Source organism: Aquificaceae bacterium (assembly GCA_037481935.1).
GTDB lineage: Bacteria > Aquificota > Aquificia > Aquificales > Aquificaceae > Pampinifervens.
Map to the genome: position 1 here is coordinate 1 of JBBFKQ010000019.1, position 1,352 is coordinate 1,352.

Sequence of the window (1,352 nt, forward strand, 5' to 3'; positions counted from 1 at the left end):
GGTCTGAAGCAGCATATGGTCCCTCATGGGCTTGTCAAGATAAAGGCAGTAAAGCACAGGAGCGTCAAAGCCCGTAAGGAGCTTATTGGTCACGATGAGTATCTTCGGCATCTTCTCAGGGTCTTTGAAGTCCTCCCTCACCCTCTTTTCCTCCTCCTCGCTCAGATGAAACCTCTGCATAATGGGTGGGTCATTTTTGTGTGGGCTGAAGACCACCCTTGAGTATTCAGGTGGAAGATGTTTGTCCAGCTCTTCCTTGTATAAGGCACAGGCTTCTCTATCCACCGCCACAAGAAAAGCCTTGTATCCTAAAGGCTCCACATACTCCCTGTAGTGCCTTGCCACATACTCAGCTACTCTGCTTATTCTTTCTTGGCTCTTCAGCATGTTTTTTAGATGAACAGCCTTTTCAAGGACTGTGTCCAGCTCCCAAGGGTCGCTTATACCCTCTGCATCTTTTAGCTCAAGAAACTCCTTCTCTAAGGTTTCTCTATCCACCTTTAGCTCGTTGGGTGCAAGGTTGTAGTAGAGCCTGAGGGTTGTGCCATCCTCTATGGACTGGGCTATGCTGTATTTGTCAAGGTAGCCCTCTGGGTCATCTATGCCAAAGATATGAAAGGTGCTTTTCCCACTTGAGGTTTTTCCTATGGGTGTGCCAGTAAAGCCTAAGTATGTGGCATTGGGCAGGGCTCCCATCAGATAGTTGCCCAGCTTTCCGCCCATAGTCCTGTGTGCCTCATCCACAAGTACTATAATGTTATGCCTCGTATTTATATTCTCAGGCATGCCCTCAAACTTGTGGATAGTAGAGACAATAATGCCCCTTCTGTCCTGTCTTAAAAGCTCCTGAAGATATCTTTTGCTCTCCGCTATCTCCACACGCTCCAGACCCACCGCCTTTATGTTTGAAAAGAGCTGTTGCTCCAGCTCGTTTCTGTCCACAAGCATCAGAACGGTCGGGTTTTCAAAAACAGGGTCTTCTATGAGCCTTTTGGCAATAGCTAACATGGTGTAGGTCTTTCCAGAGCCTTGCGTGTGCCATATGAGACCTTTATGTTTGTCTGGGTCCTTTGCCCTCTGTATGGACTTTTCCACAGCCCTTATCTGATGAGGTCTGAGAAGAACCTTTTCAAGCCTGTCATCCTTTCTGACAAAAAGCACATAATCGCTCAAAAGCCTTACTACCCTCTCACAGCCAAAGAAAGCCCTTATCAGCTCCTCAAAACCACCCTTTATTTCTTCTCTGAAGTTATACAGAGACTTGGAGCTTGTGTTCCATGTGGCACCGTATAAAAACCTTATGGCATGAGTTATGCCAAAAACCTGCTCAACCGCCAGAAGCTCAGAAGCCT

General features: G+C 47.0%; 1 protein-coding gene. It reads right to left on the reverse strand.

All coding sequences use genetic code 11. The features are described from left to right. The coding region (locus WHS43_09725) for an HsdR family type I site-specific deoxyribonuclease (GenBank protein MEJ5339917.1) at nt 1-1,352 on the reverse strand (1,352 nt) is incomplete at both ends.